This is a genomic window from Heliomarina sp. (assembly GCF_052826185.1).
This window is the reverse complement of sequence record NZ_JBRBUI010000045.1, coordinates 535,335-561,423: the sequence shown is the minus strand read 5'-3', so window position 1 is coordinate 561,423 and position 26,089 is coordinate 535,335. Positions and strand designations below refer to the sequence as shown.

The 26,089-nt window shown below is 60.7% G+C and carries 25 protein-coding genes and 1 tRNA gene; 11 read left to right on the top strand and 15 right to left on the bottom strand.

Annotation, left to right across the window (positions count from 1 at the left end):
* Positions 1 to 152: 152 nt before the first annotated feature.
* Entirely contained in the window at positions 153 to 914 is a 762-nt protein-coding gene (locus ACU0FH_RS14970; RefSeq protein ID WP_446195450.1) for an IclR family transcriptional regulator domain-containing protein, read from the bottom strand.
* A gap of 120 nt (positions 915 to 1,034) precedes the next feature.
* Between ACU0FH_RS14970 and ACU0FH_RS14965 the strand changes: the two genes are divergently transcribed.
* Entirely contained in the window at positions 1,035 to 1,754 is a 720-nt protein-coding gene (locus tag ACU0FH_RS14965; RefSeq protein ID WP_446195449.1) for a 3-oxoacid CoA-transferase subunit A, read from the top strand.
* A complete protein-coding gene (locus tag ACU0FH_RS14960; RefSeq protein WP_446195448.1) occupies positions 1,754 to 2,431 on the top strand; it encodes a 3-oxoacid CoA-transferase subunit B in 678 nt (225 codons plus the stop codon). The genes ACU0FH_RS14965 and ACU0FH_RS14960 overlap by 1 nt, the downstream gene beginning before the upstream one ends.
* Positions 2,432 to 2,469: 38 nt before the next feature.
* Here the strand turns inward: ACU0FH_RS14960 and ACU0FH_RS14955 are convergent, their stop codons facing one another.
* From ACU0FH_RS14955 to ACU0FH_RS14930, 6 genes are all read right to left on the bottom strand, one after another.
* The gene (locus tag ACU0FH_RS14955; protein ID WP_446195447.1) at positions 2,470 to 3,285 is read right to left on the bottom strand and encodes an ABC transporter permease; all 816 of its coding nucleotides are present in this window, start codon (positions 3,283 to 3,285) and stop codon (positions 2,470 to 2,472) included.
* Entirely contained in the window at positions 3,282 to 4,106 is an 825-nt protein-coding gene (locus ACU0FH_RS14950; RefSeq protein ID WP_446195446.1) for an ABC transporter permease, read from the bottom strand. The genes ACU0FH_RS14955 and ACU0FH_RS14950 overlap by 4 nt, the downstream gene beginning before the upstream one ends.
* 67 nt (positions 4,107 to 4,173) lie before the next feature.
* The gene (locus tag ACU0FH_RS14945; RefSeq protein ID WP_446195445.1) at positions 4,174 to 5,286 is read right to left on the bottom strand and encodes an ABC transporter substrate-binding protein; all 1,113 of its coding nucleotides are present in this window, start codon (positions 5,284 to 5,286) and stop codon (positions 4,174 to 4,176) included.
* 69 nt (positions 5,287 to 5,355) lie between these two features.
* Positions 5,356 to 6,426: an ABC transporter ATP-binding protein gene (locus tag ACU0FH_RS14940; RefSeq protein ID WP_446195444.1), complete on the bottom strand. Its 1,071-nt coding sequence runs from the start codon at positions 6,424 to 6,426 to the stop codon at positions 5,356 to 5,358.
* Between the two features lie 196 nt (positions 6,427 to 6,622).
* A complete protein-coding gene (locus ACU0FH_RS14935; protein WP_446195443.1) occupies positions 6,623 to 7,465 on the bottom strand; it encodes a sugar phosphate isomerase/epimerase family protein in 843 nt (280 codons plus the stop codon).
* Positions 7,462 to 8,445, bottom strand: a complete 984-nt coding sequence (locus ACU0FH_RS14930) for a fatty acid desaturase (RefSeq protein WP_446195442.1) — start codon at positions 8,443 to 8,445, stop codon at positions 7,462 to 7,464. Before ACU0FH_RS14930 ends, ACU0FH_RS14935 begins: the two co-directional genes overlap by 4 nt.
* A 120-nt stretch (positions 8,446 to 8,565) precedes the next feature.
* On the opposite strand from ACU0FH_RS14930, the gene ACU0FH_RS14925 reads away from it, so the two are divergent.
* On the top strand, positions 8,566 to 9,462 hold the full coding sequence (locus tag ACU0FH_RS14925; RefSeq protein WP_446195441.1) for a LysR substrate-binding domain-containing protein: 897 nt from the start codon (positions 8,566 to 8,568) through the stop codon (positions 9,460 to 9,462).
* 259 nt (positions 9,463 to 9,721) lie between these two features.
* Complete coding sequence (locus tag ACU0FH_RS14920; protein WP_446195440.1) at positions 9,722 to 10,093, top strand: hypothetical protein; 372 nt, start codon at positions 9,722 to 9,724, stop codon at positions 10,091 to 10,093.
* Between the two features lie 396 nt (positions 10,094 to 10,489).
* On the opposite strand, the gene ACU0FH_RS14915 is transcribed toward ACU0FH_RS14920, so the two are convergent.
* The 4 genes from ACU0FH_RS14915 to tgt form a co-directional block, all read right to left on the bottom strand.
* A tRNA-Val gene (locus tag ACU0FH_RS14915) sits at positions 10,490 to 10,564 on the bottom strand.
* Between the two features lie 122 nt (positions 10,565 to 10,686).
* A complete protein-coding gene (gene lon / locus ACU0FH_RS14910) occupies positions 10,687 to 13,098 on the bottom strand; it encodes an endopeptidase La (protein WP_446195439.1) in 2,412 nt (803 codons plus the stop codon).
* A 477-nt stretch (positions 13,099 to 13,575) separates the two neighbouring features.
* Complete coding sequence (locus tag ACU0FH_RS14905; RefSeq protein ID WP_446195438.1) at positions 13,576 to 14,670, bottom strand: alkene reductase; 1,095 nt, start codon at positions 14,668 to 14,670, stop codon at positions 13,576 to 13,578.
* A gap of 131 nt (positions 14,671 to 14,801) precedes the next feature.
* Complete coding sequence (gene tgt / locus ACU0FH_RS14900; RefSeq protein WP_446195437.1) at positions 14,802 to 15,929, bottom strand: tRNA guanosine(34) transglycosylase Tgt; 1,128 nt, start codon at positions 15,927 to 15,929, stop codon at positions 14,802 to 14,804.
* Positions 15,930 to 16,047: 118 nt separating this feature from the next.
* Between tgt and ACU0FH_RS14895 the strand changes: the two genes are divergently transcribed.
* The 3 genes from ACU0FH_RS14895 to ACU0FH_RS14885 all read left to right on the top strand — a co-directional run bounded on the left by ACU0FH_RS14895 (position 16,048) and on the right by ACU0FH_RS14885 (position 19,018).
* A complete protein-coding gene (locus tag ACU0FH_RS14895) occupies positions 16,048 to 17,724 on the top strand; it encodes a mechanosensitive ion channel family protein (protein WP_446195436.1) in 1,677 nt (558 codons plus the stop codon).
* Between the two features lie 131 nt (positions 17,725 to 17,855).
* Positions 17,856 to 18,746 carry an SPFH domain-containing protein gene (locus ACU0FH_RS14890; RefSeq protein ID WP_238369042.1) on the top strand — a complete coding sequence of 297 codons (891 nt, stop codon included), beginning with the start codon at positions 17,856 to 17,858 and terminating at the stop codon, positions 18,744 to 18,746.
* Complete coding sequence (locus ACU0FH_RS14885) at positions 18,746 to 19,018, top strand: NfeD family protein (protein ID WP_446195435.1); 273 nt, start codon at positions 18,746 to 18,748, stop codon at positions 19,016 to 19,018. The genes ACU0FH_RS14890 and ACU0FH_RS14885 overlap by 1 nt, the downstream gene beginning before the upstream one ends.
* Before the next feature lie 30 nt (positions 19,019 to 19,048).
* Here ACU0FH_RS14885 and ACU0FH_RS14880 read toward each other — a convergent pair whose 3' ends face one another.
* A complete protein-coding gene (locus tag ACU0FH_RS14880) occupies positions 19,049 to 20,650 on the bottom strand; it encodes a DUF1217 domain-containing protein (protein ID WP_446195434.1) in 1,602 nt (533 codons plus the stop codon).
* Between the two features lie 271 nt (positions 20,651 to 20,921).
* On the opposite strand from ACU0FH_RS14880, the gene ACU0FH_RS14875 reads away from it, so the two are divergent.
* The 3 genes from ACU0FH_RS14875 (at position 20,922) to ACU0FH_RS14865 (ending at position 22,069) form a co-directional block, all read left to right on the top strand.
* Positions 20,922 to 21,284 carry an SUF system Fe-S cluster assembly protein gene (locus tag ACU0FH_RS14875; RefSeq protein WP_446195433.1) on the top strand — a complete coding sequence of 121 codons (363 nt, stop codon included), beginning with the start codon at positions 20,922 to 20,924 and terminating at the stop codon, positions 21,282 to 21,284.
* 94 nt (positions 21,285 to 21,378) lie between these two features.
* Positions 21,379 to 21,741: a HesB/IscA family protein gene (locus tag ACU0FH_RS14870; protein ID WP_446195432.1), complete on the top strand. Its 363-nt coding sequence runs from the start codon at positions 21,379 to 21,381 to the stop codon at positions 21,739 to 21,741.
* A 4-nt stretch (positions 21,742 to 21,745) separates the two neighbouring features.
* Complete coding sequence (locus ACU0FH_RS14865; protein WP_446195430.1) at positions 21,746 to 22,069, top strand: TfoX/Sxy family protein; 324 nt, start codon at positions 21,746 to 21,748, stop codon at positions 22,067 to 22,069.
* Here ACU0FH_RS14865 and ACU0FH_RS14860 read toward each other — a convergent pair.
* Positions 22,066 to 22,977, bottom strand: coding sequence for an isopenicillin N synthase family dioxygenase (locus ACU0FH_RS14860; RefSeq protein ID WP_446195428.1), 912 nt, complete (start codon positions 22,975 to 22,977; stop codon positions 22,066 to 22,068). The two genes, ACU0FH_RS14865 and ACU0FH_RS14860, sit on opposite strands and share 4 nt — an antisense overlap.
* Positions 22,978 to 23,069: 92 nt before the next feature.
* Here ACU0FH_RS14860 and tpiA point away from each other — a divergent pair, with 92 nt between their 5' ends.
* Complete coding sequence (tpiA, locus tag ACU0FH_RS14855) at positions 23,070 to 23,822, top strand: triose-phosphate isomerase (RefSeq protein ID WP_446195427.1); 753 nt, start codon at positions 23,070 to 23,072, stop codon at positions 23,820 to 23,822.
* Positions 23,823 to 23,903: 81 nt separating this feature from the next.
* Here the strand turns inward: tpiA and ACU0FH_RS14850 are convergent, their stop codons facing one another.
* Both ACU0FH_RS14850 and ACU0FH_RS14845 read right to left on the bottom strand, forming a co-directional pair.
* Positions 23,904 to 25,334: a TRAP transporter large permease gene (locus tag ACU0FH_RS14850; protein WP_446195426.1), complete on the bottom strand. Its 1,431-nt coding sequence runs from the start codon at positions 25,332 to 25,334 to the stop codon at positions 23,904 to 23,906.
* A gap of 6 nt (positions 25,335 to 25,340) precedes the next feature.
* Positions 25,341 to 26,027 (bottom strand): TRAP transporter small permease, encoded by a 687-nt coding sequence (locus ACU0FH_RS14845; protein WP_446195425.1) that lies wholly within the window; start codon positions 26,025 to 26,027, stop codon positions 25,341 to 25,343.
* Between the last annotated feature and the right edge of the window lie 62 nt (positions 26,028 to 26,089).

The window sequence follows — 26,089 nt, the reverse complement described above, 5'->3', positions numbered from 1 at the left end:
GCTCGCTGACTGCGACTGCCGCCGTCACTCCTGCACAGGTGGTGCCAGCTATCCCTTCACCTCTGACATCAGCGTGCATCCGCCAAATTTAGAGGTTTGAGCCAGAAAAACTTCTGGTTGTTTAAAGCCCAGAGCGCTGACCACACGCCTCGCTACCCCAGCGCCGGCTGTATTCCCTGACGGACCTGCTGCAAGGCGGGGAGGTATTCCCTCACAATCTCCTCCGCGCTTTTCTGGGCGGCGGATACGCCCACATTCAGCGCCGCCTGCACCCGTCCCTGCGGATTGACCAGCGCCACCGCGAGCGAACGCAACCCGATCTCGATCTCCTGATCCACCAGCGCATACCCGTCCCGCTGTGCCCTCTCGATTGCCTCCATGATAACGTCCGGATCAGTCAGGCTGTTCGGCGTGCGCGGCGACAGGTCCGAGCTTCGGATCAGCGCCATTGCCTGCTCCCGCCCAAGTGCGCCCAGCAGGATGCGCCCCATGGATGTGCAATGCGCAGGCAGGCGTGACCCCGGCATCAGACCGATCGACATCACCCGCCGCTGCGCCGCACGGGCGACATAGATGATCTCGGCCCCGTCAAGGATCGACACCGAAACCGACTCTCCGATCCTCTCCGACAGCTGATTCAGCCAGGGCTGCACGATCTGGGTCAGCGGCATACTGGCCAGCGCATGGCTTCCCATCCGCAGCACCCGGGGGGTGAGCGCAAAGAACTTGCCGTCATACTGCGCATAGCCCAGCTCGGTCAGCGTCAGCAGGCAGCGCCGCGCCGCCGCCCGGTCAAGGCCCGTAGCCTCTGCCGCCTGCGCCACTGACAGCCGGGGATGCCCGCCGTCAAAGGCTTCGAGAACCGCCAGCCCCTTTGCCAGCGACCCGATATAGTCGGTTGGTTTGATCGCCATACGCACAGCCCGTTACAAATATTGAACAAATATCATTATTTGCACGGAATACCTGTGCCCTCAAGCCGTTCCCCCCTATGGCTAAGCGGCCAAGATCCTTTCACGAAAGGCCAAGACCGAATGGACAAGACCCTCCCCTCGCTGGCGGCAGCCGTTGCCAACATCCCGGATGGCGCTCAGATCATGATCGGCGGTTTCGGCGGCTCCGGCGCCCCGATCGAGCTGATCCACGCGCTGATTGACCGTTACCGCGAAACCGGCAGCCCGCGCGACCTCATCGTCATCAACAATAACGCAGGCAATGGCAGCATCGGCATCGCCGCGATGATCAAGGCAGGCATGGTCGCCAAGATGATCTGCTCCTTCCCGCGTTCTTCCAATGCCGAAGCGTTCAACGAAAAATACCTCGCCGGCGAGATCGAGTTGGAACTGGTCCCGCAGGGCACGCTCGCCGAACGCATCCGCGCCGCCGGCGCTGGCATCCCGGCGTTTTACACGCCCACCTCCTACGGCACCGAACTTGCCGAGGGCAAACCGGTCGAGGAATTCGACGGCAAGATGTACGTGCAGGAACGCTGGCTGCGCGCCGATATCGCGCTGCTCAAGGCGGAAACCGGCGACACCATGGGCAACCTGACCTATCGGCTCGCCGCGCGCAATTTCAACCCGCTCATGGCGATGGCCGCCGACCGCACCATCGTGCAGGTCTCGACCCTCGGAAAACCCGGCACAATCGACCCCGAAACCGTGGTCACCCCGGGCATCTTCGTCGATGGCCTCGTCCATGTCCCCGACCCGCAACAGGAAGAAGTGCTCGTCCGCACAGAGGTGGTTTACTGATGGCCTATACCAAGCTTTCCAACGCGCAGATCGCATGGCGCGCCGCGCAGGACATCGAAGACGGCGCCTATGTGAACCTCGGCATCGGCTTTCCCGAGATGATCGCCAAGTTCCAGCCTGAAGGCCGCGATGTGACCTATCACACGGAAAACGGCGTTCTTGGCTTTGGCAAGGCCCCTGCGCCCGGCGAAGAAGACTGGGACCTGATCAATGCAGGGAAAAAGGCGATCACGCTCAACCCCGGCGCCTCCTTTTTTCATCACGCCGACAGTTTCGCGATGGTGCGCGGCGGCCATCTCGACCTTGCCGTGCTCGGGGCCTACCAGATCGCGCAGAACGGCGACCTCGCGAACTGGCGCGTCGGCACAAAGGGCGTGCCCGCCGTCGGCGGCGCGATGGACCTCGTTCACGGGGCGAAACGGGTCGCCGTCATAACGGATCACGTCACCAAGGACGGCAAGCCGAAACTGGTCGAAACCTGCACCTTCCCGCTGACCGGGCTGGGCTGCGTCACGCAGGTCTATACTTCGCTCGCGGTAGTCGATATCGAAGATGGCCATTTCGTTCTGCGCGAAAAGCTCCCCGACATGTCGTTCGACGAATTGCAGGCGCTGACCGGCGCGACCCTGCACGTCAAGGACAGCATCGGCGATCTCGTCGTTCCGGAACTCGGGTGAAAAAAGCACGCAGGGCGGAGCACTCCGCCCTGCCCGCTCTAGCCTTCGCCGCGCCGCGCGCGCGCCACCTGCACCGCCGTCCGGGTCAGGATCACCGCCGTCACGATCACGATCAGCACCACCGACACCGCCGCGATGGCCGGGTCGATATTGTCGCGCAGCCCCATCCACATCAGCCGCGGCAGCGTCGCCACATCGACCGAGGTGATAAAGATCGTCACCCCAATCTCTTCCCATGATAGCACGAAGGTCAGCAGGAACGCGGTCAGGACGCCGAACTTGATGTTGGGCAGGATCACCCGGAAAATCCGCGTGAACAGCCCCGCCCCCATGACCCGCGCGGCCAGATCGATCCGCCGGTCGATCTGCGCCAGCGACACGGTGATCAGCACCACCGCAAAGGGCGAAATCATCACCATATGCGCAAGGATCACGCCCGGCACACTGTCATAGGCGACGAAATCGTTCACCTGCCCCAGCGTGATCAGAAAGAAATAAAGCGTCAGCGCCGAAACCACCGGCGGCGCCACCATCGGCAAAAGCGCCAGCCCCATCAGCGCGCCCGCATAGCGTGGCCGCAGCATCCAGATGCCCAGCGAAAACAGAAAGGCCAGCGCCGTCGCCAGCGCCGCGCTCGCCAGTCCGATCAGCACCGAAAGCCCGGCCGCCCGCGCCCATTCCGGCTCATCAATAAGGCTCTGGTAATGGCGCAGCGACCAGACATCCTCGGGCACCGACAGGAACCGCTTCGGCGTGAAAGACACCGGGATCACCGCCAGCAGCGGCATCAAAAGGAACACCGCAACCAGCGCGGCCAATACCACGGCAACCAGACCGGGACGTGTCGGCTTCATGACTTCTCTCCCGGCCGGACCGCCTTCATCAACGCGCCCATCAGGAACGCGACCCCGATCATCAGGATCACGCTGATCGCGGCGCCCAAGCCCCAGTTCGGGCTCTGGAAAATACGCAAATAGACCAGTTCGGCCACCATCACGCTGCGCCCGCCGCCAAGGATCGCGGGCGTCACAAAGAACCCAAGCGCAAAGACAAAGACGATCAGCGCCGCACCAAGGATGCCCGGCGCGGTCATCGGCAGGAACACGGTCCAGAAAACCCGCTGCCGCCCGGCCCCCATGCCACGCGCCGCCAGCAGCACGCGTTCGTCAAGGTTGCGCATGGCCGATGCCAGCGGAAACACCGCAAAGGGGATCAGGAAATGCGCCATGCCCACCACGACGCCGAATTCGTTGCGCACCATGGTCAGCGGATCGGACGTCAGTCCGATGCCCTGCAACCAGGTATTGATCAGCCCCCGGTTCGAAAGCAACGCCAGCCAGCCAAAGGCCCGCGTCAGCACGGAAATCCAGAACGGGATGAGGATGCAAAGCTCCATCACCAGCCGCTGCACCGGCCCGCCCCGCACCCACAAGAGCGTTATGACATAGGCCGAAGCAACCGAGACCACCGTCACGATCACGCAGACCCGCAGCGTGCGCCCGAACACCGACAGAACCAGCGGATCGGTCAGCGCATCGGCATAATTGCCTAGGCCAAGCTCGGGCAGCGTAAAGCTCCAGCGCAGGATACCGAGGAAAGGAAAGACATAGGCCAGCATCAGAAAGGCCAGCAAAGGCCCCAGCAACACCAGCGCGGATTTCATCGGTTTGGACAAAAGGCTCTCCGCAAACAGGAAATCCGCCCCGGATGCTCACCGGGGCGGACAGGTCGGATGGCTTGGATCAGGCCGAGACGATCTGAAGATACGCGTCGAGCGCGGCGCCGTAATTCTCTTCGTACCATGCCATATCAAGCGGGATCTGCTTGGCGAAATTCTCGGGATCCACCGGGTTGTACCGCTTCTGATCCTCTGGGATCAGCGCATCTGCCTCGGGGTTGGCCGGACCTTGTGCCAGCATCTCGAACATGACGAGCTGCTTTTCCGGATCCTGCGCCGAGGCGATGAAATCCATCGCCGCCTTCGCGCCGCCCGGGTTGCCCTTGATCACCGCCATCGCACCGGGCGAGATCAGTCCCTGATCCCATGTAAAACCGATATCGCCTTCGCTGTCCTCTTCGATCAGCTTGGCGCGGGTCGACCAGATCAGCGCCATGGACGCATCGCCGTTCAACAGCAGCGACTGGCTTTCGGCACCGCCGCCCCAGAAGCCGCTGACATTGTCCTTGAACTCGGCCAGCTTGGCGTGGGCGCGTTCCAGATCAAGCGGATAGAGGTCTTCGGGGGCCACGCCATCGCCCAGCAGCAGCGCTTCCCACATGCCCGCGCCCCATTTGTACATCGCGCGCTTGCCGGGGAATTTTTCCGTGTCAAAGAAATCCGCCATCGAGGTCGGCGGCGTTTCGTACTTCGTGCTGTCATAAGCGATGATGTAGGAAAAGAAATAGCTAGACGCGGCGTATTCCCAGCCAAAGCCTTCGCGCATCTTCGACTTGTCGACCACGTCATAGTCGATCGGCTCCATCATGCCTTTCTTGCCCAGCGATTCAGCCGAAAACGGGTCCGCATCGACGATATCCCAGCTCGGGCTGCCACTCTGGAACTGCGCCGCAATCGCGCCTTCGGTCGGGCCGGACCCGTCCTGTTTCACGGTTATACCGGTCGCCTCGCCAAAGGGCACCCCATAGGCGGTATCATAGGCGTCCATCGCGTCGCCGCCCCAGTTCACGAACACCAGCTGACCGTCGTCGGCCAGCAAGGGCGTGCCCTTGGCCGCCACGGCGGCACCACCCATCAGGGCAATGGCAAGCTGCGTGAAACGGCGGCGCGAAATGTCGCCACGGCGGGCACGGTCGGCCAGGATTTCAACCTGATCCAGTTCAAATTTGTCGTTCATCTTCTTCTCTCCATTGGATATTTTGGTTCTTGGTAAATCCGGGCTGCTTACGTCCCGGTTATGGTTGTCTCACAGGAACACCCCGTGCTCGGGCGCCCAATTCACCCAGAACGGCGCACCGACAGCCGCCGTCGCAGGTACCTCATGGGTTGGCAGCGACATGGTCAGATCATTCCCGCCTGCCGTCTTCAGCCCAAGCCGCGTCTCAGCCCCGAGGTAGACGATATCGGTGATTTTCGCCGGGATCGAATTGGCCTGCGGCATCTCTTCGGCGCTCAGGATCATGCGCTCGGGGCGCACCGCCACCGATGAACCGCCGCCCTGATCGGCCACGGCCCTGATCGCCCGCCCCTCGAATTCAGCCACGGAGCCGGTCTCATCCGTTAATTTAGGATTAACGGGCAAAATGTTGATATCGCCGAGAAACTCCGCAACAAACCGGTTACTGGGCCGGTCGTAAATCTCACGCGGGGTGTCCAGTTGCTGCAACTGGCCATGGTCGAAAATCGCGATTCGGCTGGACAGTGCCAGCGCCTCTTCCTGATCATGTGTCACGAAAACAAAGGTCGTGCCGGTATCCTTGTGAATGCGCCGCATCTCGTCCTGCATCTGTCCCCGCAGGTTCCGGTCGAGCGCTGAAAACGGTTCGTCCAGCAACAGAATGGGCGGCTCATAGGCCAATGCCCGTGCCAGCGCGACCCGCTGCTGCTGCCCACCGGACAGGGCCGAGGGCTTTTTATGCCCATGCCCGCCAAGCCCCACCATCTCGACCATCTCCGCCACGCGGGCCTTGATCTGCCGGGCGCTGCGCTTCTGCACACGCAGCGGAAAGGCGATGTTCTGCTCGACCGTCATATGCGGAAACAGCGCATAGCCCTGAAACACCATGCCAAATCCACGGGTCTCGGCATCGGTTTCAGTCATATCCACACCATTCAGCGACAACCGTCCGGTGGTAGGTGCCTCGAACCCTGCAAGGATCATCAGGAACGTGGTCTTGCCCGATCCCGACGGCCCCAAAAGCGTCAAAAACTCACCGCGACCGACCGTCAGGCTGATGTCTTTCAGGGCAGTGAACCGACCAAAATTCTTGCCGATTCCGGCGGCTTCGATTTCACCCGCGCTGACACTGTCCAGCATTCAAATCCCCACTTCGAAACGGCTCTTTGATCCCATTGTGACGGCTGTTTCAGCCCCCTGCAATTGGCTCAAAGTGATTATCCGGAAACTTGGACCACAAGACGCAAAACTTCTCGAAACGCGCTGAAAAATAAGGCAAAACCCTAAATCCGGAAAAGCGAAATCCGCGGGGATTATCCACCGCGGACTGCAATTTTCAGACATCTCCACCAAGATCGGACCAGATCCCTTCGACGATGGATTTGAGCTTTAGCGCCTCCTCCCACCGGTTCGATAATTCGCGCCCGTCAGGCCCGGTCATGGCGTATTCCGGCGGCCCGAGTTCACAAAGGAAAACCACGTCGCCGCTCTCGTTTCGCGCCCGCCAGTCGGCCAGCCCCTCGGCCCAGAGTTCCTTGAACAGATCGACCCATTTCTGGTGCTGCGGAAAGTCGATCTGCAACTGAACCTGCTGCCGACCGCCCACGCGCCCCTGAAAACTGTCGGACCGTTGCAGACAGCGGGTCAGCCAGCCGCGTTGCTGCGCCGTCAGCGGATGCATGAATTCGCGATCCACGATGTAATGCGACAGATCCGCGCCCAGCCGCATTTCCGGAATCGCATCCAGCAGGCTGAGCGTGGTGAAAAGGTCGTTGGTGATACAGTTGCGATGGGTTTCGAACTGAACCGGCATCCCTTCCTGATCGGCCATTTCGATCCAGCGCCGGATCACCGGGATCGACCCTTCGACGGTCAACGGAAAAACCTGGCCGACCACATCTACAAAGGGCGAACCGCAATCACGCGCAAACTTCAGCGTGTCGCGAAGTTCTTCCACGGATTTCGGGAAGGCCACCGCCAGCGGGGTCAGCCCCTCGCGCTGAATATGCGGCAGCGCCGCCTTGACAGTTTCCACGTCGAACGCCCCGAAATCGAGCGCCAGCCCGTCATAGCCAGCATCACGCACCATGCCTGCCACCCGGTCGAGCGGCAGACGTTCGCCGCTCTGGTCATGCGGCTGCATGGCCCAGAGCGACTGAAATACCTTGAGTTTTCTCACGCGGCTTCGACCTTTACGCTGGCGCCGTTGCCACGAGGGACGATCCAGACCTCGTCATAAGGGTAGTCATCCTCGTTCTTGCGGCGCAGTTTGCGCCAGACTTCGACCTGAAATTCAATCCAGCCCATCCGGTGCGGCTCTGCCCCGTTTTCACGCATGGTCGCATCCAGATCGCGCAGCCGCCAGAACGGCACCGACGGGAAGGTATGGTGCGCCGTATGGTAAGGCATCTGCCAGCAGAGCCAGCGCATCAGCGCGTTGGTCTTGGTCGAGCGGGTGTTTTCGAGGATGTCGTTCTTGTGCGACAAGCCAAGGTGTTCGATGGTGTTCTGCAGCTGATGCACCGGCTTCATCACCAGCATCGGCGCAATCCAAAGGATCACCGCTGCCCAGCTCTGCGCCGCCACCGACACAACGGCGATCAGGACATACAGCGCGGCATGAATGCGGGCCTCACGGATCACCAGCGCATTTTCCTCGGCGCGGATATAGGGCTCGATCACCTCGCCCTTGCAAAAGCGGATGATACGGGTGACGCGCGACTGCCAGTAGCTCACGCCCCAGAACCACAGCTGGTAGGTCTTGAACGTATAGGGCTCGCGCACCAGCTCGCCGTCCTTTTCCCAATCCTGCGTGTGCTGATGGTGCGCCGCATGCTGGATCTTGTCGAAATCGCGCGGGTAAATCAGGAAGAACCCGAAAATGCGCCCGAACAGCACGTTGATCCACTTGGTCTCAAACACGGTGCCGTGGCTCAGCTCGTGCTGACCGGCATACAGGAAATTGATCAGCACACCCTGCACCATGAACAGCGGCACGGCCCACCACGTTCCCCAGAACTGCCAGAGCAGCACAGAGCTGACCGCCAGCGCTCCAAGATGGCTGCCCAGCTGCAAGGCGCCCCGCAGGTCAGAGCGTTGCATCAGCTCGCGCAGGCGCGGCGGGGCAATCAGACGGCGGCGGGAAAAGCTCGCTTCCATGTGGCATCCCTCTCAATGGATAAAAGTTCGGATCGATTTGATACATCCAACTTGCCGCTTAAAATTCCTCGTGTAAAACTCGAATAATTCACAGTTTCGATGAGGGATTTTTGACAAAAAATGCGTATCGGGTCCCGCCATCTGCCCCTCAATGCCCTCCAAGGCTTTGAATCTGCAGGAAGACATCTGAATATGCGCGCCGCAGGCGAAGAGCTGAACGTGACGCAAAGCGCGATCAGCCATCAGGTGCGGTCCATAGAAAAGGCGCTTGGCAAGGCACTATTTGAGCCTAACCGCCGCCGTCTTGTGCTGACCGACGATGGCAAGCGCCTGCTCTCCGCCGTGCGCGAGGCGCTGGACGGAATCACCGCCACCGCCCTGCAACTGGGTGAAGACGCCTACGCGGGCACGCTAACCGTCGCCGCGCCGCCCGCCTTTTCCACCCAATGGCTGATCCCGCGCCTGCCCCGGTTCCTTGCGCACTACCCCGACCTGTCGCTGACGCTCGAGCGGCTTTCCACCCAAGGCATCCCCCTGCCCAAGGTCGACGTGGCCGTCGCCTTCAACGCCATCGACTTCCCCGGCATGCGGGTCAAGACACTGGCCGAGCTTGAAATGTTCCCCGTTTGCGCGCCCTCGCTCCTCCCAACGCGCCAGATGCAGCCGGAACAGCTGCGCGATGCGACGCTGATCCACGAAGACGGCGGCGCGATCTGGTCGCGCTGGTTCGCCGCCACCGGCGCCGACCCGGCCGCCCCGCGCCGCAGCATCCACGTGGCCAGCACGCAGGATGCGCTAGCGCTGGCGCGCGCGGGTGCCGGTTTCGCGATCAACGATCCGTTCATGGGCGGTCATTTCCTCACCGACGGCACGCTGGTGCGCCCCTTTGGCGAGCTGAGCTTCACCTACGGGCAATACAGCCTTGTTACCCAACCCCCGGAACGCCTCGGCGCGGCGGCGGGCGGTTTCGTAGACTGGCTCGTGCGCGAGATCGAGGCGACGCCGGGACACCGGTGATGTCATCGCCAGACCGGTTCGCGAGGCGCAAAGCGGACCCCATTTGACCGGGACGAATCCCTCAATAAACTAGAAATTAAATATAGCGACCCGTTACAAATAATTCATCCGATACAATTTCCTCACACCCGCGGCACATACGAAATTGCAGCATCCCGGCAACATAAGAAATCTAACGAGGCATGACGCACCCTCCGAAGGAATTGACTAATTAAAATTTCAATGCCTGCTTCGTGTACTCAATAATAAAGGTACAGAAATGAAGAAGCTAATATCCAGCATTGCGTGCTGCGCAATTCTTGCTGCTTGCGCGGAACAACCCTCCCAGATCGATGCGCTCTACGTCAGCCCCAACGTCTATCGAGACAAATCCTGCAGCAACCTGATGATTGAACGAAACACCATTATAAACAATGTGAACCGCCTGACAGAACAACAGCAAAAGGCAGCGGACACCGACGCGGCAGCGATGGGAATTGGCATGGTCCTGTTCTGGCCCGCGCTTTTCGCGCTTGGCACGACGGATGACAAGTCCGAAGCTTTGGCAACCGCCAAGGGGAATTACGACGCCATTACGGCGCAAATGCATTCCCGCAGATGCAAAGTGCCTGCAGAAACGATTCAATCGTAAGAAAATCCTCTCATTCCGGAAACAGTCAGGAATTAAGGCACACCGAAATTAAAACGCCGGACAGCGCCATTAGGCGCTCCGGCTATTTCCACTATCAGACCTAATAAATTAGAAGCTAACTGTATTCTGAGTTCGAGAAATTTGCTGCAAAACAATAATGCCAAAAAACCCAATCATTAAGAAAAAATCCTCCATTTTCCTCAGCATGCATTGAATGCTCGAATGATACCCCTCTTCATCCTGAGCGATCTCCGCTCGGCAGACAGGTGCCATACAAAGCAGCCAATCTCACAGGGCAGACAAAACATCCCCCTTCAACTTTCAGCGAAGACAACAAGACGCCCGCGCGACCGCGCACGCAAAACCGGCTAAGGTTCAATCAAAGGCAAGGGAGAATGGTGGGTGATAAGAGATTTGAACTCCTGACATCTTCGATGTGAACGAAGCGCTCTACCACTGAGCTAATCACCCTTGGGGGCGTCTCTTAGCGCCCCTTCGCCCCTACTGCAAGAGGCTGTGCAGACGGTTTCATCGACCTCCACATAAAAAACGGGGCACCGCAGCGCCCCGTTTCCTTGTCATGTCCAACCGGCTTAGTGGGCCAGTGTCTGATCGCGCGGGCCAGCAGCGGCTGCAGCGGCAGCAGCGGCGGCGGCTTCCTCGGCGGCCTCGTCCCATTCGATGGGCTCGGGCTCGCGCACGAGGGCCAGTTTCAGCACTTCCGAGACGTGCTTGACGGGGATAATCTTCAGCCCGTCCTTCACGTTATCGGGGATCTCCGGCAGGTCTTTCTCATTCTCCTGCGGGATAAGTACCGTCTTGATCCCGCCACGTAGCGCGGCGAGCAGTTTCTCTTTCAGACCGCCAATCGGCATCGCATTACCGCGCAGCGAGACCTCGCCGGTCATGGCGATGTCACGCCGTACCGGAATCTGGGTCAGCACGCTGACGATGCTCGTCACCATGGCCAGACCAGCCGAAGGGCCGTCCTTGGGCGTTGCGCCATCGGGCACGTGAACGTGGATGTCCCAATGGTCGAACCGCGGCGGCTTGATGCCGATCTGCGGGCTGATCGAGCGCACATAGCTCGAGGCCGCGTCGATCGATTCCTTCATCACGTCGCCAAGCTTACCGGTGGTCTTCATCCGGCCCTTGCCCGGCAGGCGCAGTGCCTCGATATGCAGCAGCTCGCCCCCGACCGAGGTATAGGCCAGCCCGGTGACAACACCGATCTGATCCTCCTGCTCGGCCAGACCAAAGCGGTACTTGGGCACACCCAGGAACTCATCAAGGTTGTCCGGCGTTACGATGACCGATTCCGCCTCTTTCTTGATGATCTTGGTCACGGCCTTCCGCGCCACTTTCGCGATTTCGCGCTCAAGGTTCCGCACGCCCGCCTCGCGGGTATAGGTGCGGATGATCGCGGTCAGCGCCTCATCGGTCAGCTCGAACTCCTTGCCTTTCAGACCGTGGTTCTTGATCTGCTTGGAAATCAGGTGCTGCTTGGCGATCTCGGACTTTTCGTCCTCGGTGTAGCCAGCCAGCGGAATGATCTCCATCCGGTCAAGAAGCGGCCCGGGCATGTTGTAGCTGTTCGACGTGGTCAGGAACATCACGTTCGACAGGTCATACTCCACCTCAAGATAGTGGTCCATGAAGGTCGAGTTCTGTTCCGGATCAAGCACTTCGAGCATCGCCGACGCCGGATCACCCCGGAAATCCTGACCCATCTTGTCGATTTCATCGAGCAGGATTAAAGGGTTGGTCGTTTTGGCCTTTTTCAGCGCCTGGATGATCTTGCCGGGCATCGAGCCGATATAGGTCCGGCGGTGACCGCGGATCTCGGATTCATCGCGCACGCCGCCAAGGCTGATGCGAATGAACTCGCGCCCCGTGGCTTTGGCCACCGATTTCCCAAGCGAGGTCTTACCGACACCCGGAGGGCCGACAAGGCACATGATCGGGCCTTTCATCTTCTTGGAGCGCTGCTGCACCGCAAGATATTCGACGATCCGTTCCTTGACCTTTTCCAGACCGTAGTGGTCGTTATCAAGGATCTCTTCGGCGCGGCCCAGATCCTTCTTGACGCGCGACTTCACGCCCCACGGGATCGACAGCATCCAGTCGAGATAGTTGCGCACAACGGTCGCCTCGGCGCTCATCGGGCTCATGTTCTTGAGCTTTTTCAGCTCTGCATCGGCCTTTTCGCGCGCTTCCTTGGACAGCTTGGTTTCCTGAATCTTCTGTTCCAGTTCGGCAACCTCGTTGCTGCCATCCTCGCCATCGCCCAGCTCTTTCTGAATGGCCTTCATCTGCTCATTCAGGTAGTATTCGCGCTGGGTTTTCTCCATCTGCGACTTGACGCGCGTCTTGATCTTTTTCTCGACCTGCAGAACGCTCATCTCGCCTTCCATCAGGCCATAGACCTTCTCAAGGCGCTCGCTCACGCTCAGCGTCTCAAGCAGTTCCTGCTTCTGCTCGACCTCAATGCCCAGATGCCCGGCCACAAGGTCGGCCAGCTTGGCAGGCTCGGTCGATTCATCGACAGCGGCCAGCGCTTCTTCGGGGATGTTCTTGCGGACCTTGGCGTAACGGGTGAATTCCTCGCTCACCGTGCGGATCAGCGCCTCGGTGGTCGACGGGTCGCCCGGCATCTCGGTCAGGTACTCGGCCCGCGCTTCAAAGAATTCCTCATTGTCGAGGTATTCGGTGATACGCACCCGCGCCTGCCCCTCGACCAGCACCTTCACGGTGCCATCGGGCAGCTTCAGCAGTTGCAGCACATTTGCCAGCACGCCGGCCTTGTAGATCCCGTCGCTGGTCGGATCGTCGACCGAAGGGTCGATCTGCGACGACAGCAGGATCTGCTTGTCATCGGCCATCACCTCTTCGAGGGCCCGCACCGATTTCTCGCGTCCGACGAAAAGCGGAACGATCATATGCGGAAAAACCACGATATCCCGAAGAGGCAGGACCGGATAGGAGGAATTGAGGGGTTCTTGCATGCTCTTTCCTTATAATTGGCAAGACGACGCTTGTCCCTGACATCAGGCAACGTATCGGCCGTCTCCACGCTCGGATGTTTTAGTTGGGGTCAGGAGGTCATCTTTTCAACCGGCCCAATGGAATGTTGGCCCCGAGGATGACGCCGTGAGCTCATGAGAGCAAGCGCAGAAATGGAGATTTTTGCTGCAAAGGGACGATATCTCCTGCTGTTGGATTTCGGGTTTCTGAACGGCCTGCAAACGGCGCTCCCCGGGCGGGTGGGCCGCAGATTCCGATGCGACGCCCAAGCGAGTGGTTTTGACGAACCTTGGAAAGCCTTGCCGCCCAATTCAAGCTCAGATTGTTTAACCTTGGGTTAAATTAACCCTCTGATCCCCTCAGAGGGAGACACTGACCGGAATTTCGTCACCACGGCGCTCATCCGCCCGTTTCGGGCAGGGCCGCCACCCCGAAAGGCGGCGGCCCACACCTGCCGATCAGGCGTTTTCTTCATCCATGAAGGGATAATCGGTAAACCCTTCGCGACCGCCGCCGTAATAGGTCTTTTGGTTACCTTCATTCAGCGGTGCATCCTTTTCCAGCCGCTTGGCGAGATCCGGGTTCGCGATATAGGGTCGGCCAAAGGCGACCAGCTCGGCCGCGCCGCTTTCCACCGCTTCAATGGCCATCGCCCGGTCATACCCGTTATTGGCCATGTAAACGCCGTCGAACGTCTCGCGCAGCGCCTTCAGGCTTTGGCCCTCGGCCAGCTCACGCGACCCGCCCGTGGCGCCTTCGATCATGTGCAGATAGGCAAGCCCGAACTTGTTCAACTCCTTGACCACATAGTCAAAAGTCTCCTGCGGATTTGCATCTTCGATCCCGTTGGCGGGCGAGAATGGCGAAAGGCGCAGACCGACATGATCGCCGTCCCATGCTTCGGTCACTGCCGCAAGCACTTCCAGCAGCAGCCGGGCGCGGTTTTCGACACTGCCGCCATAGGCATCCTCGCGCTTGTTCGCCCCGGTCTTGAGGAACTGGTCCAGCAGGTAGCCATTCGCGCCATGCACCTCGACCCCGTCAAAGCCCGCCTTGCGCGCCATCTCGGTTGCGTGGGCGTAATCGGCCACCACGCGGGGCAGTTCTTTCAGTTCCAGCGCGCGCGGCTCCGACACCTGTTCAAACCCATTCTCGGTAAAGGTCTTCACATTCGCCGCAATTGCCGAGGGCGCCACCGGCGGCTGCCCATCCTGCTGCAGCGACACATGGCTGATCCGGCCCACGTGCCAAAGCTGAACGACAATCTTGCCGCCCGCCTCATGCACCGCGGCCGTCACCTTTTTCCACGCGGCCACCTGCGCATCGGAATGGATGCCCGGCGTCCCCAGGTACCCCTTGCCTTCCGGGCTGATCTGCGTGGCCTCGGTAATGATGATCCCGGCTCCCGCGCGCTGGCGGTAATAGTCAACGTGCATGTCATTAACTTCGCCGGTGTCGTTGTCAGCCCGGTTGCGGGTCAGCGGCGCCATGACGACGCGATTCTTCGCCTCGATCGCCCCGACCTTCAGCGGGGTGAATAATTTCTCGGTCATCTCGTTTTCCTTCGGATTGTGAGAATATCTTGTGCGATGGATCTATGCGCCATGCAAAGCGAGGCAAGGTGCACAAAGGCACATCCCTGCTATGCAAAAACTAACGGAACAGGCCGCGCGCCGATGTCGTTCTAAAGCGGCTCGATATCACCCTGGGCGCGGCCTGCATGGAAATCCGCTTCCCATGCCGCGAAACGACCCTCGGAAATCGCGCCGCGCATACCCGCCATAAGATCCTGATAGTAATGGAGGTTATGCCACGTCAGCAACATGCCCGAGATCATTTCCTGCGCCCGGAAGACGTGATGCAGATAGGCGCGCGAATAGTTCCGGCAAGCCGGACAACCGCATTCCTCGTCCAGCGGGCGCGGGTCATCCGCATGGCGCGCGTTCTTGATATTGACCACACCACGCCGGGTGAAAACCTGCCCTGTGCGCCCTGAGCGGGACGGCAGAACGCAGTCCATCATGTCGATCCCGCGCTTGACCGCGCCGACGATATCGTCGGGTTTGCCAACCCCCATGAGGTAGCGCGGCGTGTCCTCGGGCAGCATCTCGGGCGCGTAATCCAGCACCTCGAACATGGTCTCCTGCCCCTCGCCCACGGCCAGACCGCCCACCGCGTAACCATCGAACCCGATCTCGCGCAGCTTTTCCGCACTTTCCGCGCGCAGCTCCTGCGTCACGCCACCCTGCTGAATGCCAAAGAGCGCATGCCCCGGCCGGTCGCCAAAGGCATCGCGTGACCGCTCCGCCCAGCGCATCGACAGCCGCATCGACTCGGCCACCCGCTTTTCATCGGCAGGCAAGGCCGGACATTCGTCGAAACACATCACGATGTCCGAGCCCAGCAACCGCTGGATCTCCATCGAGCGTTCCGGGGTCAGCTCATGCTTGGACCCGTCAACGTGGCTTTTGAATGTCACGCCCTGCTCCGTCAGCTTGCGCAGCCCGGCAAGGCTCATCACCTGAAAGCCGCCGGAATCCGTCAGGATCGGCTTTTCCCAATTCATGAACTTGTGCAAGCCGCCAAGCCGGTCGACCCGCTCGGCCCCGGGGCGCAGCATCAGGTGGTAGGTATTGCCCAGCAGGATATCGGCCCCCGTCGCCGCGACGCTTTCGGGCATCATCGCCTTGACGGTAGCCGCCGTGCCGACGGGCATGAAGGCCGGCGTGCGGATTTCGCCGCGCGGCGTGGAAATGACCCCGGTCCGCGCCCGGCCATCCGTTGCATTCAACTGGTAGGAAAATCTGCTCATGCCCGCCGCTATAAGCGCCAAGCAGCCCCTAGGCAACGGCAAGGCAACCAAACCCGCCGTCGTGCGTTATGAGATATCGCAAAGACGCAGGAACCAGCAGGAAAATACAACGCTATTCATGACGAAATCATTTGCCGCCGCCTTTATTACCCCGCTCATTCTTCTCCTTTGCGCCTTCCTTCTCAGCATCGCTCTACCCGGTCGTCTTGCCGCGCAGGAACCCTATTTCGAGACCGACACCCTGAATGAAGGTCTCGGTGACCTGCCTGACGATATCTCGCGCGATACCCCGATGAGCAGCGTCGAAAGCCTGCTTTACGCGACCGGGCGCAGTGAATTCGAAAAAGCCGCGCATTTGCTGGATCTGAGCGGCATTGACCCGGCCGAACAGGCGGCCCGCGGCGCCGAACTCGCGCAAATGTTGTCCATCCTGATCGACCGCAAGGTGATGATCCGCTGGGGGGCGCTGGCCGATCGGCCCGATGGCTGGCTCGAAGGCGGCGCGGACACCACCACCACCGGACGGGTCCGCCGCTCCATCCGCATCGACGTCTTCGAACTCGACGACCATAACGTGCCCCTGCGGCTGAACCGGATCAAACCTGCGAACGGCGATCCCGCTTGGGTGATTTCGCGCCAGTCCGTCGCCAATCTGCCGCAGCTTTACGAGATTTACGGGCCTACCCCCATCGAAAAATCGCTGCCCTCCTGGGCGCGCGAAAAGGCGCTCTGGGGTATGTACCTGTGGGAAATCATCTTTGTTCCGGTCATGCTGATCATCGCCCTGCTGCTGGGACGGCTCACCTATCGCGGCGTGACTCTCTTGGGACGGCGGGCCAACACGCCGCTTGGCCATTCCATCGTACGCGCCCTGCGTTGGCCTGCCACCATCGCCATCACCGCAATGCTTGTCGGCATCTCGACCCGGCACGTCCTTGTGGTTTCCGGCGTCGTCGATACCTTCATCAGCCCTGCGGTGCTCTTTGGCTATATTGTCGCTATTACACTGGCCGCGGTGCTTATCATCGACGAGCTCTTCGATTGGTTTACGCTGCAGAACGCGGCCGAGCTCGCCGACCCCGACAATGCCCATCTGCGCAACATCGCGACGACCATCTCTGCCGCGCGCAAATTCATCGTGGTGATCGCGGTGCTGGTGGCCATGGGCGTTCTGCTCAGCTCCGCCACCACCTTCCAGTCGCTTGGACTCTCGCTTCTGGCGTCTGCTGGTGCCTTGACCATCGTCCTTGGTTTTGCCGCCCGCGAAGTGCTCGGCAATATCCTCGCCTCGGTCCAGATCGCCCTGAACCGCTCTGCCCGCATCGGCGACCAGCTCATCTTCGAAGGCCGGTACTGCACGGTCGAACGCATCGCTTTCACCTATGTCCAGTTGCTGATCTGGAACGGCAACCGCTATATCGTACCGGTCAGCCATTTCGTGAAAGACGCCTTCGAGAACTGGTCGATCGAGGATGTGGCGATGATCCGCCCGATCATCCTCACGCTCACGCAAGAGGCCGACGTGGATCGGCTTCGCCAGTTCTTCCTCGATTCCGTCCGCAATGATGATGGCGAAGACACCGGCCCCATCGAAGAGGCGGGTGTCAGCGTGATCGAGCAGGACGTATTCGGCAAAAAGGTCCGCTTCGAACTGCCCACTCCACATCAGAACACCGGCTGGGACATGCAGTGCCGGATGCGCGAACGCCTGCTGGCAGAGGCATGGCGGCTGCAATCCGAAGAGGGCCTGCCAATGCTGCCCTCGGCGCAGTTGCGAGACCTGCCCGACAGCTGACCCGCGACCCGGTCGACACGGCCCCGCCCCCAACGGGATTTAGCGGCTGGATTAATCCGCCGCACTGGCGGACTATTGCCGCAACCGCGCCTGATCCCCATTTAGGTGCTGACATCTAACGGGAAAACGACATGAACGAAGAACAGATCTTTGCGCTTTTGACGGGGAACGTGGTATACCTGCTGGGCGCCCTGCTGCTGATCGTCATCATCTTCAAGGGCGTACGCATCGTGCCGCAGTCGGAAAAGCACGTGGTCGAGCGCTTTGGGCGTCTGCACTCCGTGCTCGGGCCCGGCATCAACTTTGTCATCCCCTTCCTCGACGTGATCGCGCATAAGATATCGATCCTCGAACGTCAGCTTCCCACCGCCAGTCAGGATGCCATCACCCGTGACAACGTGCTGGTCGAGGTCGAAACATCCGTCTTCTACCGCATCGTCCAACCGGAAAAGACCGTTTACCGAATCCGTGACGTGGACGCCGCTATCGCCACCACCGTCGCCGGGATCGTGCGCGCCGAGATCGGCAAGATGGACCTTGACGACGTTCAGTCCAACCGCAACCAGCTGATCGCGACCATAAAGGCCAGTGTCGAAGATGCCGTCGACAACTGGGGGATCGAGGTGACACGTGCCGAGATCCTCGACGTCAATCTCGATCAGGCCACCCGCGACGCGATGCTCCAACAGTTGAACGCGGAACGCGAACGCCGCGCGCAGGTCACCCGCGCCGAGGGTCAGAAACGCGCCGTCGAACTCTCCGCCGATGCCGAACTCTACGCCGCTGAGCAGGTCGCCAAGGCACGCCGTATCCAAGCCGATGCCGAAGCCTATGCCACCGAGGTCGTGGCCGCCGCGATCAAGGAAAACGGGCTTGAGGCGGCGCAATACCAGGTCGCGCTGAAACAGGTCGAAGCGCTCAACGCACTTGGCAACGGCGAAGGCAAACAGACGATCCTCCTCCCCGCGAACGCGCTCGAAGCTTTTGGCGACGCCTTCAAGATGTTGAAAGGAGGCAAGTAATGGCCTTCTGGACGATCTGGTGGGCATGGCTGGCGCTTGCCCTGATCCTGGGGATTGCCGAAATCGTGATCCCCGGTTTCATCTTCCTCGGCTTTGCCATCGGTGCGCTAGCTGTCGCCATGCTGCTGCTGAACACCGGCATCAGCCTGTCGCTGCCTCTGCTCCTGCTGCTCTTTGCAGCCCTGTCCCTGATCGCATGGCTGGCCCTGCGGCATTTCTTTTCCCGCCCACAGGGTCAGGTCAAATATTTCGACAAGGATATCAACGACTAAGACGTCGGCGTACGCCCTCGTGATCGCGCGCTACAACCCTCCCCTCAAAAGCGATAATACCACGTTCTCGGGGCCGCCCGCAGAGGTGCCGATGCTGCTTTGCACAAGATAGCGTCGGCGCAACTCTTCCATCCGGTCGCTTTCGATGAAATCGGCCACCTCCGAGGTGCCGAAATAGCTCTCGGCCCGCGCTTTGAAATCCGCCAATTGACGATCAAGGTCCAGCGCGCCAAAGCTCTCAGGCAGTTGGAAAACCGTCTCGAAAATGGTGCGCAGCGGTTTCGAGGACATCACCCCGAACCATCGCGCGTCGTTGCTCAGCGCATTTTCCACCACATCGTTCAGGTCGCGCTCCATCGCCAGCGCCACCCGCATCGAGGCATCGGACTCTCCGATCCGGATCTCGAACTGGCGATCAAGATAATTTTGCACGATGGCATCAGCAAACCCCGGTGGATAGACACGCCCCTCGGGCGGGGTCTTGAGATTGAAGGCATCCGCAAAGGCGTGGTAGCGCTGATCCAGTTGAAGATTGAGATAGGACAGCGGGTTGTCGCGGTCCGAGGTCAGGATCTTGTTGGCGAATTGCGCGACATCCGGTCGCGACGGCAGATCGAAGAACTCGAACGTATCCAGCATCAGGCCGATATCGCTGAACAGGTCCTGCGGCGTTTCCACCTGCACGCTGCGAGACGACACGCTTTCGACGAATTTCTCCAGCGTGCTCGTGAACGGATCGCCATTCGCCGTGGCCTCGGCGCGGGCGTTGAAATCAAAGGCTTTGGCAAGCGCCAGATAGCGCCGGTCGTATTCGGTATTCGCCACCGAAGCGGGATCGCCAATGTCCGATTCAAGAACCGACCGGAGAAATTCCTTGTTGTCGAGATCGCCCTCCAGCCCGAAAATGCCAAGCGCGGCCCGCAGCAGATCAGGCTCCTGAAACAGGTCATCCACCGTTTCTATCCCGGCGGCCTTCCCTTCAAACGTCGAGGCGAAAGCATAGATGCTTTCCTGATCGCGCGCCTTGTCGGCAAGGTCAAAGACCCGCGCCAGATCCGCGTAGGCCGGGTTGGTCAGGCGTCGCGCAAAGGATGTTGCGTCATCCGGGTTGGATTCCAGTACCTGTTTGAGGAAGAACCGGTTACCCGCATCGCTTTCAAGCCCGAACCGCGCAAGAGTCGATTGCAACAGCCGCGGATTGTTCAGCAGGTCATCGGCGCTGCGGATATTGGCAAGGTCGGCGCGCACCTTATCCGCCGTCTTGCCCGCATCCATCCGCGGCCCGTCCTCCCCCTTGAAATTGAACGCCTTGGCAAAGGCGAGATAGCGCTTGTCGGCCAGCCGGTTCGCCAGCGACTTGTCATCGCTCAGGTCGGAATCGAGGATTTTTTTCAGGAACGCCCGGTTGTTGATGTCCTCATCCAGCCCAAAGGCGCCAAGCGCCACGCGGAGCAGCGCCCGGTCATTCAACAGGTCATCCGAGCTCTGGACGTCCTTCATCCGTTCCATCGTCGCCGAGGTATCGCGCGCGATCTGCGGCGAATTCGCCAGCATCCCCTGCTGCTGATTACGCGTGCGCGTCAGGAAACCATAGCCCGCCAGACCTGACCCGATAACCGTGGGTGTGAACATGACAACCGACTCCTCAAAGGCCCGCCAGACCTTTTGTTAAGACGGCTGTGTTAACAATTGGTGGTTATGCGGATGTCATGCCGGATTCCCGCGCAAAACGGCGATGCTGCGCTGCGGCGGTGTACAGGGGGTGTACAGGTGCTGTACGGGTCGTGCACCGCCTGTGCCGCCCATTTCGGCCGCCCTGCCCGCAGTCGCAAAACCCGCGCGCCCCCTTTACGCTTTGGCGCGGAAATCCTATATAAACTATCAGAAACAGACCGAGGCCTAGATGACCCAGACGCCAGAACCTCTTGAAGGTGCGCCGCTGATCGCGCCCTCCTCGACAGACCACCCTCTGTATGAGCAGATCGTTGATGCGTGCCGAACGGTTTACGACCCCGAGATTCCGGTTAACATTTATGAACTCGGCTTGATCTACACGATTGATATCAATGATCAAAACGAGGTTAACATCGCGATGTCCCTGACCGCGCCCGGCTGCCCCGTGGCCGGTGAGATGCCGGGCTGGGTCGCCGATGCGGTCGAACCGATCCCGGGCGTAAAACAGGTCGATGTGGCGCTGGTCTGGGAACCGCCCTGGGGCATGGACATGATGAGCGACGAGGCACGGCTCGAACTCGGCTTCATGTAATCCGCCCGTTAAGATGGCAACCAGTCCGTTCGGACCCGCCTCTTGAGATCGTGCCGCACCGGGACTACCTTGGGACGGCAAAGGAGTATGAAAGATGTTTTCCATTCCGGGCAAACAGGCGGTCACCCTGACCCCTGCCGCGACCACCCAGATCACCAAGCTGATGGCCAAGGGCGGCCACAGCGGGCTGCGCATTGGCGTCAAAAAGGGCGGCTGCGCAGGCATGGAATACACGATGGACTATGTCTCGGAGGTTGACCCCAACGATGAGGTCATCGACCAGGACGGTGCCCGGGTGATGATTGCCCCGATGGCGCAGATGTTCCTCTTTGGCACTGAAATTGATTACGAAACCAGCCTGCTGGAATCCGGTTTCAAGTTCAACAACCCCAACGTGGCCGAAGCCTGCGGCTGCGGGGAATCGATCAAGTTCAACGAAGTCCCCGGCACGAACTGAACCGATGGCGCTGGGCGATAGCGATATCGCCTTCGCGCTGGAGCTGTTCGAACCGCTAGGAGATCTGACCACCCGCCGCATGTTCGGCGGGATGGCGATCTATCATCATGGCGTGATCTTTGCCCTGTTGCGCAGCGACGCCACGCTGCTGCTCAAGGCCGAGGGCGACTTTCGCGCGCGCCTTGAGGCCGAGGGATGGGACCGCTGGACCCATACCCGCAAGAACGGCACAGAGACCAGCATGCCCTATTATATCGTCCCCGGTGATGTGCTCGACGAGCCGGATACGGCAAGCGACCTCGCCCGCGCTTCGCTTAAGTCGCGTTAGCCCTTACGCAGGTGCAGGTAGGTCTCGTTGAACCGGCGCGACAGATGATCGCCCGCCGAGATAACCTGTCCTGAACCCGGAGGCGCTACGTTCGTGTCATAGCTCGGGTTAAAGAACAGCGGGACCGAAATCCGCTCCTCCGGGCTGCCGATCACCCGGTGTAGCGTCGCCTTGGCTCGCCCGCCGGTCCAGAATTCCAGCATTTCGCCAAAGTTGATGACAAACCGCCCCGGCTCGGCCACGACAGGTTGCCAGCGCCCGTCGGCCAGACGCACCTCCAGCCCCGGCACCCCGTCCGTTGCCAAAAGCGTCAAGCAGCCGTAATCCGTATGGGGGGCGATGCCGAAATCCTTGTCGCCTGCCCAATCGGGCCGTTCGGGATAATAATTGCCGCGCAAAAGCGCCATGGGCGCATCGAACGCCTTATCGAAACTCGTCTCGTCCTCGCCAATCGCCACCGCCATCGCCCGCAGCAGTTCCAGCGCGACGCTATGCGCCTTGTCGTAATAAGCCTCGACCGCGGTGCGGAACCCCTCCTGTCCTTCGGGCCAGAGGTTGGGCGCATAGACCGACAGCCCGACTTCGGCCAAGGGATGACCTTCGGGCAATTCGTGACCGCAATCAAAGACTTCCTTGAAATCCGGGTTGGCCGTCGGGTCGACCTGTTCCGATTTCGGCGCACCCCAGCCCCGGTTCGATCCGGTGCGGCTCATGTCGACGGCGGATTTCTCGGCGGCCGAACACTGGAAGAACCCGCGATAGGCTTCGATCACGCGCGACACCTCATCGGCACTCAGACCGGTGTTGTGCAGGGTCAGAAACCCGACCTCGCTCAGCGCATGGGTCAACCGGGCCATTTCGACGGGATCCCTTGCCCTCAGCAGGGCCATGTCTAGATCAGGTATCAAGGCAGCGCCTCCCTTTGGTTGGACCTGCTTGCATTTGTCCCGCCAAACCGCCGATGGTAGCAGCGAGACTTCAGGAACAGGGTAGAAAAACGATGCGACGGAAATTGGCGGCAGGCAACTGGAAGATGAACGGCACCTCGGAGTCGCTTGCGGAAATCGACACCCTGATCAAGGAACATGCCGAAGCGGGCTGCGACATGCTGATCTGCCCGCCCGCGACGCTGATCCATCGCATGGCCGACGCCGCAAAGGACACCAACCTCGCGGTTGGCGGGCAGGATTGCCATGCCGAAACCAGCGGCGCGCATACCGGCGACATCAGCGCGGTCATGTTGCGCGATGCCGGTGCATCGCATGTCATTACCGGCCATTCCGAACGCCGCGTCGATCATGGTGAGCGGGATGAAACCGTGCGCGCCAAGACCTTGGCCGCCATCGAGGCCGGTCTGACCGCCATCGTCTGCGTTGGCGAAAGCCTCAAGGAACGCGAGGCCTCCAATACGCTCGACATCATCGCAGGTCAGCTTTCGGGCTCGATCCCGGACACGGTGACCGGGCAGAACCTTGTCGTCGCCTATGAACCGATCTGGGCCATCGGCACCGGCAAGGTCCCGACGCTCGACCAGATCGGCGAGGTGCATGACTACATGCGCTCCCGGCTCGAACGCCGCTTTGGCGCAGGTGTCGCCCGCTCGGTCCGCCTGCTTTACGGCGGCTCGGTCAAGGCGGGCAATGCCGCCGAGATTTTTGGCGTCTCCAACGTGGACGGCGCGCTTGTCGGTGGTGCCAGCCTCAAGGCCGCCGACTTCGGCCCCATCGTGGCTGCCCTGTCCGCAAGCAGCTGAAATGAAAACGGATCACCGGATGATCTCCGGTGATCCGCATTACCTACCCGATCAGGGCGACGGGTTTACCACCCGCTAACCCTAGTTCGTAATGATCTCTGGCCCCATCAGGCTTGTCGGCAGGTAGGTCGACAGCCACGGCACATAGGTCACGAGGATCAGGAACACGAAGAGCACGGCGAGGAAGGGCAGCGCGGCCCGCACCACCTTCATCATCGGCATCCCGGCCACGCCCGAGGTTACAAAGAGGTTGAGACCAACAGGCGGCGTGATCATCCCGATTTCCATGTTCACCACCATGATGATGCCAAGGTGGATCGGGTCGATCCCCAGCTCAATGGCAATCGGAAAGACCAGCGGCGCGACGATCACGATAAGCCCCGAGGGCTCCATGAACTGACCGCCGATCAGCAGGATGATGTTCACAACTATCAGGAACATGATCGGCCCGAACCCCGCGCTCAGCATCGCCCCGGCGATCTGCTGCGGGATCTGCTCGTCAGTCAGAACATGCTTTAGGATCAGCGCATTGGCGATGATGAACATCAGCATGATCGTCAGCTTGCCCGCATCAAGCAGCGTGTCGCGGGTGTCGCGGTGAAAGAACGCCGTGACAATGGCCCAGGGCTTGTCCAGCAGGGTGAGCGGACGCGGCGGCGCACCCGTCACGGCAGCGGCCGACAGGCTCTGTGCCTCGCGCGGCTTGAGCGGTCCCATGTCGCGATAGACAAAGAGCGCCACGATGGCCGCATAGACCGAGGCGACGGCGGCGGCTTCGGTCGGCGTGAACAGCGCCGCAGTGACACCGGGGATACCGTAGATCCCGACCATGATGATCACGATCAGCATCAGCCCCCAGAAGGCGTCGCGGAAACTGGCGCCGATTTCGCCCCAGCCCTGCCATTCGCCCTTGGGCATGCCACGGATGACCGCCATGATATAGATAGTCACCATCAGCATGACACCGGCCATGAGGCCCGGAATGACGCCCGCAAGGAACATCCGACCGACCGAGACATCGGTTGCCGAGGCATAGACCACCATCACGATGGACGGCGGGATCAGGATGCCCAGCGTGCCCGCGTTACAGATCACACCGGCGGCGAATTCCTTGGTATAGCCCGCCTGCTTCATCGCCGCGATGACGATTGTCCCGATGGCCACCACAGTTGCCGGGGACGACCCCGACAGCGCGGCAAAGATCATACAGGCGAAAACCCCCGAGATCGCCAGCCCGCCGCGCAGGTGCCCGACGCAGGCGATGGAAAAGCGGATGATCCGTTTCGCCACGCCACCGGTCGACATGAAAGACGACGCGAGGATGAAAAATGGGATCGCCAGCAGCGTATAGTGCCCCGCCATCGCCTGATAGAGCGACTGGGCAATCGAGGCGAGCGAGGTGTCGGAGAACATCAACAGGAAAAGGATCGAGCTGAACCCGAGCGACACCGCGATCGGCACGCCCACCAGCAACAAGCCGACGATCAGAACAAAAAGGAGAACGACTTCCATGTGAGATTACTCCTGACGGGCGGCGGCGACATCGGCGACCGCGTCTTCGGCTTCGTGGCTGACGATCAGGCTGATCCGCTCGCCCTTGATGACGGCGATAAAGGCCTGCACCACGCGCAGCAGGATCAGCGCAGTGGCAAAGGGCAGGATCGCATAAGGCACGACCCGGGGGAGCTTTTCATATTCCTCGCCGTAATTGATCGCTTCTTCGAGCCAGCGAAAGATGCCCAGCATCGGCACCTGGTCGGTGACGTAAAAGGCCCGGTCCCGCACGCCCTCGGTAAAGCCCATGGGGAACCAGCGGCCCTCGGTCGGCTGAAGCGCCGCGAATGGCGCCCAGTAATCCCACGCGCCCTTCACCAAAAGCGCCGCATAGGCCAGACAGATCAGCGCCGAAATAATGGCAAGCACCCGTTTTCCCGGGCTTTCGAACAGGTTGATCACCGCGTCCACACCAAGGTGCGAGCCGATCTTGAACCCGTAGGAGATGCCCAGCAGCACCAGCCAGGCGAACAGGATCAGGACGACTTCGAGCCCCCAGATGAGCGAGGCGTTGAACACGTACCTCAGCAGGACATTGATAAAGGTAACCAGCGTCATGAGGCCAAGGATGACCGCAATGGCTGTCTCTTCGAGTGAATTTATGAAACGTCCAACCGCCGATTGCGGCCGATACGGCGCATGACCAGCCATCGCGCGTCCCCCCGATTGCAAGAGATAAATCCGGCGCGGCAGAGGCGCGCCGGACAGGTGGC